The following is a 6,901-nucleotide window of genomic DNA, read 5'->3' as shown; positions in this document are numbered from 1 at the left end:
CGGCTGGTTCTTGGCGACAATCTCGCGATAGGCACGGGTCTGTTCGAGTGGGGTCAGTTCACCAAGCATGCGGAGGATCTCCTCTAAGGTCTGGTCCTGAAAACGCGCCATGAGCCAGGATTGGAAGACATCGAGACAACCTTAATCTGACCATAGGCGATGGGGGCTTGTTCGCGCAAGCTCGCGCCGATGGTGTAGAGGGCGGTCAGCTGCCCTGCTCCGTTCAAGCCACGCGCCATGGCGAGCGCGCCAAGTCCCAGGCCGGTGTCGGCATCCAACAGGCGCAGGCCGGGCTGGATGAGCTGGCGCAGGAAGGCGTGCTCGGGCTCGGGCCAGTCTTCATACTCGAGCAGCGTCAGGGTGACTGGGTTGTCGAGGTCGGCTGCGACGTTGACCTGGGGGCCGGTGTTAAGCTTGAGGGTCCAATAGCGCTGCATGGTCGAACGGTGGCACCTCTGTTAATCGAAGACGAATTCGTCTTCTGGCTCGCCGGAGGCTATCGGTGCCGATTCTGTACCTGACGCTGCATCGGGCTCAAGTTCAGCCTCAGCATCCAGCTCCTCAGCCCTCATTTCATCCAGCTCAACCGCGCCGCCGCCGGCATCGACCATGATGTTGCCCTCGGCCTCGGCCTCGTTCAGGCCCTCTTCCACCGGCCGTTTGACGATGCCTTCGGCGATCAGATACGCCTCGGCCTTGTCCGCGTCGACCCGCGTCAGCAGCTCATGACTGAGGTCGCGAATCCCGTAGATGGTGTGTAGCAGAAAGGCGAGCTTCAGGCATTGCTCATTCGTCAGCTCGGCCAGACGCGCAACACTGGGGATGAACAGGGCATCGGCGACGATCAGCTCGCTGCTTTGCTTTTTCAGCAGATCATCGCGCTCGGGCAGATGGCTGCGGCGACCGATGTCGTGGAAGCAATAGAAACGGTAGCCGTTGCGACTGGCCCAGTAGCTGATCTCGTCAAGGCTCGGTTGGCGCTGATGGGTGCGCTCGAAGGCGATGTGCACTTCGATCAACAGGCCATTCTTGAGCGCTTGGGTGCCGTGCTCAAGGATGGTGGCGGCATCACTGAGCCCGTCTAAGAGCAGCCAATCTAGACTCTCTAGGCCCTCGATCTGATCCAGGCCAATGGTTTGGATGGGCAGTTGGGTGAGGACACGCGCGCCCTCGCGGACTTCTGGCGGCAGTTGTTCCGCGGGTAGCGGTGCCAAGGTGCTGCTCAGTCTCGGCTCTAGACAGGCATACAGGGTGGTGGGCTGGCCGTCGCCGAGCAGGGCATGACGGAAGAGTTGCACCTGCTCGGTGTTGGTGAAGCGCTCTGGCTGCTCGACCTGGCTCTGGGGGTCGAAGGCGACGATCCCAAAGGCGCCGGTCTTGAGCAGGATGGGTAGAGCCCCGCCGCGTAGTAGCTTGCTGCTGTTGTCGAGCACCACCAACTTACTGGGCAATTGCCAGTTGAAGGCGTCGAGCTGGAGCGCTTCGGCCCTGGTCAGCGGGAGTGGCTCGGGCACGCTGACCCTGATCGGCTCGGCCTCACCGTCGAACCAGGCTTGGCCTTGTTTGTCGAGTGTTAGCGCCGCTGGCGGCTTGTCCTCGCAGTAGCGCTGCCAGATGGCGCGCATGGCGATCATGAAATGGCGCGCGAAGCGCTGGCTATCGCAGACCGGCGATTCGCGCAGCACCTGACGCAGATGCTGGCGGATGGTGGCCAGGCTGTCGAGGTCGCTGGCCAGTTCGATGACCCGCGCGCGGTATTCGTCCCAGCTTGAGACCACCAGTTCAGGCAAACCAGCATTGGTGAGATGGGTGGCGCTGTGGCGACCGGCGAAGGTGGGGCCTGGCAGGGTCACCACCGGCACGCCCATCAGCAGGGCCTCGCAGGTGGTGAGGCCGCCGGAATAGGGCCAGGTGTCGAGGGCGATGTCGACGCGGTTGTAGGTGTTGAGTAGGGCGTGGTGGGGCGTAAAACCCTCGAGCAGCAAGCGCTCACCGTCGATGCCCTCGGCAGCAAAGGCCGCACGCATGCGCTCGTACACCGGTTCACTATCGAAGGCCTTGCCCTTGAGCAGCAGGCGCGATCCCGGCAGGGCGTGCAGCAATTGCGACCATTCGTGGGTCAGCTCGGGATTGAGCTTGGTCGGGTTGTTGAAGCAGCCAAGGGTCAGTGTGCCTTGCTTAAGCGCTGGCAAGGGGCCGACTGGAGGTGTGTAGGGCGGCGGATGGTAAACAATATAATCATCCGGTAGGCGGATGAGCTTTTCGTTATAAAAGGCGTCTTCCTCTGCGCCAAGCGGCGTTTCGATGGCATCGCTCAGGAGGTAATCGATGGCGTGGATGCCGGTCGTGTTGATCAGCCCGCCAACCCATTTCACGATCAGCGGCGCCGGCTGCCGAGCAATCACGCGCGCGCGGGTGCCGCGATTGTGACCCGCCAGATCGAACAGGATGTCGATACGGTCCTCGATCAGCTGCTCGTAGAACTCGTCATCACTCATGCCGTGGACAGGCGTCCACTGCACGGCATAACGCTGCAAGGCGCGAGTGATGGCATCAGCCTGCGGATGGGTCGGATAGAGGACAAGCTCGCTCTCGTCGGGATGCAGCCGTGCTAAGGCGGCACCGATCATATGGCCGACCGGATGCGCACGAAAGCCATCGGAATACATGCCGATGCGCAGGGGCCGTTGCGAGGAGCGGTCGTCCGGGCGGGGGCGCTCTGGGATCTGGGTGGGCGCATAGCGCGTTTGCCACTCCTGACTCAGCGCATACAACTGCTCGCGGCTCTTGGCCGGATCATAGTGCGAGAGCGTCACCAGGTTGGAATAAGGGGTCGCGTTGAGTTGTCCAACCCCCTCGATCGCACGCCGATAGGCGTCTTCAGACGCTGGCAGATCGCTGAGGTCACGATAGACGGTACCGAGGTTATTCCAATAACTCCAGTTCTTTGGTGACTTGACTAATAGTTCTTTATACACCAGGGCCGCCTCTTCAAGGCGCCCGAGATCACTCAGCAATTGTCCGCGCAGTTCTTGCAGATGGCGCTCTTCTCGCGGACCCTGCGCAAGAGCCCGTTCAACCGCTGCAAGCGCCTCTTGGCGCCGCCCGGCATCAGAATCCAAGTAGGCTTGCGCCCAGAGTGCGTGCGGCTGTTCCGGCTGCTCGGCCAAAACCCATTGCGCCTGTTCGCTAGCACGCGCGCTGTCGCCAAGACGGTATAGAACCAGCGCCAGCCAACCCCTAGGTTCAGGTGTCTGCGGGTCGAGCTCCAGGGCCCGCGTCAGCGCGGTTTCCGCCTGCTGCAAGATGGGCCTTGAAGGCAAAGAGCGCGCCAACAGCAGCCCATAATGGCGCCAAGCGGACGCGTCCTCGGGCTGCCGCTCGGTGGCTCGGCGCGCCTTTTCCAGTGCCGCACTGGCAGCCTTGGCGGGATCAAGGGTGGTGACAGGACGTAACTGTTGCGGCGATAACCGGCGGGTTGCTCGCGGCCGGGAAGGAGACTTTGCCATCTGGTGTTACCCGCATCAGGGGGCTTAGCGCGCGCGGCGCACACCAAGCTAAAGAGGTGGCTGCTTTTTTTGCGTGATCACTTAATTGCATTAAGAGGATAGCACGCAAGCTGGGTGCAGCCGTATGAACGAAATAGGCCGGCCCGTTAATAACGGACCGGCCTGGTCTATGGCAGGGCGCTTAGCCCTGCCGGGGTTGATGCATCAGCGCTTAGCCGAGCAGCGAAAGCACGTTTTGTGGCAACTGGTTAGCCTGTGCCAAGACCGAGGTACCGGCCTGCTGCAGGATCTGGGCGCGAGTCATCTCCGCGACCTCCTTCGCATAATCAGCATCCTGGATGCGTGAGCGTGCGTCCTGCAGGTTGGTCTCATTGGTGTTGAGATTGGTGATGGCATCCCGGAAGCGGTTCTGGATGGCACCAAGATCAGAGCGCAGGCTATCGATCTGGGCTAGTGCGTTGTCGAGAGTCTTCAGCGGATCAACGACAATCTCATCGCCGGGGGTGACCTCACCGCTGTCCTCGTCAAATGTCGCCGCATAGTAGGTTGTCGTCCCGTTATCAACGTTACGGATCACATACTCACTGGCGCTCCCTTGGACGTTGGTGTTTTGCATCAGCGTGTTGGTTCCCTCCAGAGCGAGCGCATCAACATTCATGACCTGATCGCCAAGGCTCACCAAAGCCACGCCGCCAGTCTCAACGATTGACGCGTTGTAGTAGGTGGTATTGCCATCCGCATCCACGTTGCGGACAAAATAGTCACCCTCCTCGTTTTGCTGCAGCGTGTTTGTTCCAGCCAGTTGGTCATTGACGCTGCTGGTGACGGTGCCGCCAGTCGTGCTCATATCAACCCCAACGCCAATCTGCGTTAGGAGTTCTTCTCCAGTCACAGAGACGCCGGCTGTATCCGTGCTGACGCCAGTCAGGCCACTTAAAGGATCACCGGCAGTTCCAGTCACCGTGTCCGAAAAATCAACCGATACGACACCTGTGGTGTAATTGAGTGTAGCGGCGTAAAAATTGCCATCCTCGGCTTCAACATAGTATTCCGATCCAGCTCCAGGGTTTGCCTGGTATAGAGTAAAGTCGGATAATACATCAGACGATACTGCAGCATTGCTGGCCTCTGCAAACGTGACGACGTTGTCATCCGCATCCAGGAAGTCTACACCTGCCGCGAAGGCTGTAACGCCCGCTGTCAAAGCAGTTAATGCCGCACCTGTGATCGCATCACCAACGCTGATCGTATTGGTATCGGCATCGAATGTCGCCGCGTAGTAGGCACCGCCGGTCTCCAGGACAAGTCTGTTCGCGTAGTCACTGGCGGCGCCACCGGTTAGGCTGCTGTCGCCAACGAACTGATTGAAATCCAAGCCGTCCAGTTCGAAGGTAATATCTTCCCACTCTGCGGCTTGGATGCTGGTCACATCCGTCAGGTTTAACGGCGCAGCCGCGGTGAGATCAGAGCTGAATACCATGCTCCTGACATCGAGTTGATCGACGTTCAGGGTCGATGAGGTAATCTCCTGCAGACCGATGTTGATCACTTCACCGTCGTTGGCACCGACCTGGACTTTGAAGTTGGCATTATCTTCAGCAAGCACCTTGACGCCGTTGAAGTCGGTCTCGCGCGAGATGCGGTCGATCTCACCCAGGCGCTGACCGATCTCGTCTTGGATGGACTGCAGGTCGGCAGTGGAGTTGGTCTCGTTGGCGGCCTGCACCGAGAGTTCGCGGATGCGCTGCAGGTTGTCGTTAACCTGGTTCAGGGCGCCTTCAGCGGTCTGCGCGACTGAGATACCGTCGTTGGCGTTGCGCTGCGCCTGGTTGAGGCCGGTGATCTGCGCGGTCATGCGGTTGGCGATGGCTTGACCGGCGGCGTCGTCCTTGGCGCTGTTGATGCGCATACCGGAGGAGAGGCGCTCCATCGCGGTGCTCAGCATCTGCTGGCTCTTGTTCAGGTTTGACTGAGCAATCAGGGAGGTGATGTTAGTGTTAATAACGGACATGGTTCGCTCCTTCCGAGTACGTGGTGAAGGCGCCAGGAGGGCAGGTCAGTCGACGTCTGCCGGGGCCTGTCGCAACGGCACCAATGTTGGCCGTTGTCTGTACTAACGGCAGCGGCGCGCGAGTCTTGAGCCCTGCGGCCAACTTTTTTTTATTTTCACGCCAAGACGCGACCTGGCTCACAAGGCCCCTGCCTTGGGCTCAAGTTTCTCGGCGCGCGGTCGATACTGGTTATCAGGGGACAACTGGCCGGCTCGGTGGGGCTGGTTTCGTCGCCACCCCGGTTTGTCCGAGCCTTTTGCATCCGTTCGCCGCGTGTTGTTGACTTCCAAGGAGTCTAACCATGTCTAGCGCTATCACCGATATCAATCAAACCGCGCCCAATGCCGCGCCCGTCAACCAGTTGAACCCACGCCAGCGCCTCGAGGGCTTGCTGCAGGCGTTGCCGGCCGCCGGCAGTCTGCTCAGTGAAGTCGAGAGCAACCAGGCCCCAGGCCGCAGTGATCTCGAAGAGCCGATCCGGCGCGTGAACGAGGTGATGAGCAACTATGGCGTGCAGTTCGAGATGAGCGAGCCGCCCGGCGAGCGCCTGATCACGCGCCTTGTGGACAGCGAATCAGGCGATGTGATCCGCCAGATCCCACCGGAGGAGGTGATGCGCTTAGTCGAGCAAATCGCCGAGATGACCCAAGCCGCGCGTGGTGGCTTGGTGAACCTTGAGGCTTGAGGCTTGAACCTTGAGGCTTGAACCTTGAGGCTTGAGGCTTGAGGCTATGCGACGCTGCGCCCCAAGGATGTGAAGGCCTTCCTGCGCAAGCTAGATCAGTTCAAGCAGTGGCTGTCGCGTTACGCGAACAATCGCATCTATGGCGCCATGGCTTGGCTCAGCGCGGATGCGGGTGCGGAGGCGTCAATCGGGTAGAGTAGAGAGCGAGCATCCGGCGACCTTAGACACGGCCTATCTGTTTCCGCCCCTTTCGTTTGGCGGTGCCTCAATAGCCGTATCATCGCTACAAGATGCCAGCCCTCCCTCATCAAACCGTGCATACGGTTCTCCCGTACACGGCTTTCCGATGTGCTTCACGCCGAGGCGTGTAAATCGGCGACGTACCACGATGCGTCATCGTCGGACGGAACTCGGTGTGGTGGGTTGTGCGGAGGCTTGTGAGCGCGTCACTGGGCCTTGGTCGCGGCCTCGCGCAGGCGCTGGATCTCCGCCAATGAGAGCCCCGTCGCCGTGGCGATCTGCTCATCGGCCATGAGGCCTAGGGTGAGTAAGCGACGGGCGGTTTCGCGGTTGGCTTGTTGTTGGCCTTCCTCGTGCCCTGCTTTGTGCCCCTCCTCGCGCCCCTCCTCGCGGCCTTCCTCGCGCGCGGTCTCGAT

Annotated in this window: 4 protein-coding genes and 1 pseudogene; 1 reads left to right on the top strand and 4 read right to left on the bottom strand. The window is 60.6% G+C overall.

Annotated features, from left to right (window positions below; translation table 11 throughout):
* Positions 1 to 83 precede the first annotated feature (83 nt).
* From VBE63_RS23155 to VBE63_RS23145, 3 genes are all read right to left on the bottom strand, one after another.
* On the bottom strand, positions 84 to 437 hold the full coding sequence (locus tag VBE63_RS23155; RefSeq protein ID WP_323685378.1) for a hypothetical protein: 354 nt from the start codon (positions 435 to 437) through the stop codon (positions 84 to 86).
* A gap of 21 nt (positions 438 to 458) precedes the next feature.
* Positions 459 to 3,509, bottom strand: a complete 3,051-nt coding sequence (locus VBE63_RS23150) for a tetratricopeptide repeat protein (protein ID WP_323685377.1) — start codon at positions 3,507 to 3,509, stop codon at positions 459 to 461.
* 211 nt (positions 3,510 to 3,720) lie between these two features.
* Entirely contained in the window at positions 3,721 to 5,520 is a 1,800-nt protein-coding gene (locus tag VBE63_RS23145; protein ID WP_323685376.1) for a flagellin, read from the bottom strand.
* 341 nt (positions 5,521 to 5,861) lie between these two features.
* On the opposite strand from VBE63_RS23145, the gene VBE63_RS23140 reads away from it, so the two are divergent.
* Positions 5,862 to 6,245 carry a flagellar protein FlaG gene (locus tag VBE63_RS23140; RefSeq protein WP_323685375.1) on the top strand — a complete coding sequence of 128 codons (384 nt, stop codon included), beginning with the start codon at positions 5,862 to 5,864 and terminating at the stop codon, positions 6,243 to 6,245.
* Positions 6,246 to 6,691: 446 nt separating this feature from the next.
* Here VBE63_RS23140 and VBE63_RS23135 read toward each other — a convergent pair.
* A pseudogene (locus tag VBE63_RS23135) lies at positions 6,692 to 6,901 on the bottom strand (hypothetical protein); the annotation flags it as partial.

The organism is Lamprobacter sp. (assembly GCF_034860625.1).
Taxonomy (GTDB): Bacteria; Pseudomonadota; Gammaproteobacteria; order Chromatiales; family Chromatiaceae; genus Lamprobacter.
The sequence above is the reverse complement of the archived record's forward strand: the minus strand, read 5'-3'. Positions and strand labels throughout refer to the sequence as shown.

Excerpts from the sequence above, each read along its gene's own strand:
- VBE63_RS23155 (WP_323685378.1), bottom strand. The coding sequence starts at position 437 with ATGCAGCGCTATTGGACCCTCAAGCTTAACACCGGCCCCCAGGTCAAC.
- VBE63_RS23150 (WP_323685377.1), bottom strand. The coding sequence starts at position 3,509 with ATGGCAAAGTCTCCTTCCCGGCCGCGAGCAACCCGCCGGTTATCGCCG.
- VBE63_RS23140 (WP_323685375.1), top strand. The coding sequence starts at position 5,862 with ATGTCTAGCGCTATCACCGATATCAATCAAACCGCGCCCAATGCCGCG.
- VBE63_RS23145 (WP_323685376.1), bottom strand. The coding sequence starts at position 5,520 with ATGTCCGTTATTAACACTAACATCACCTCCCTGATTGCTCAGTCAAAC.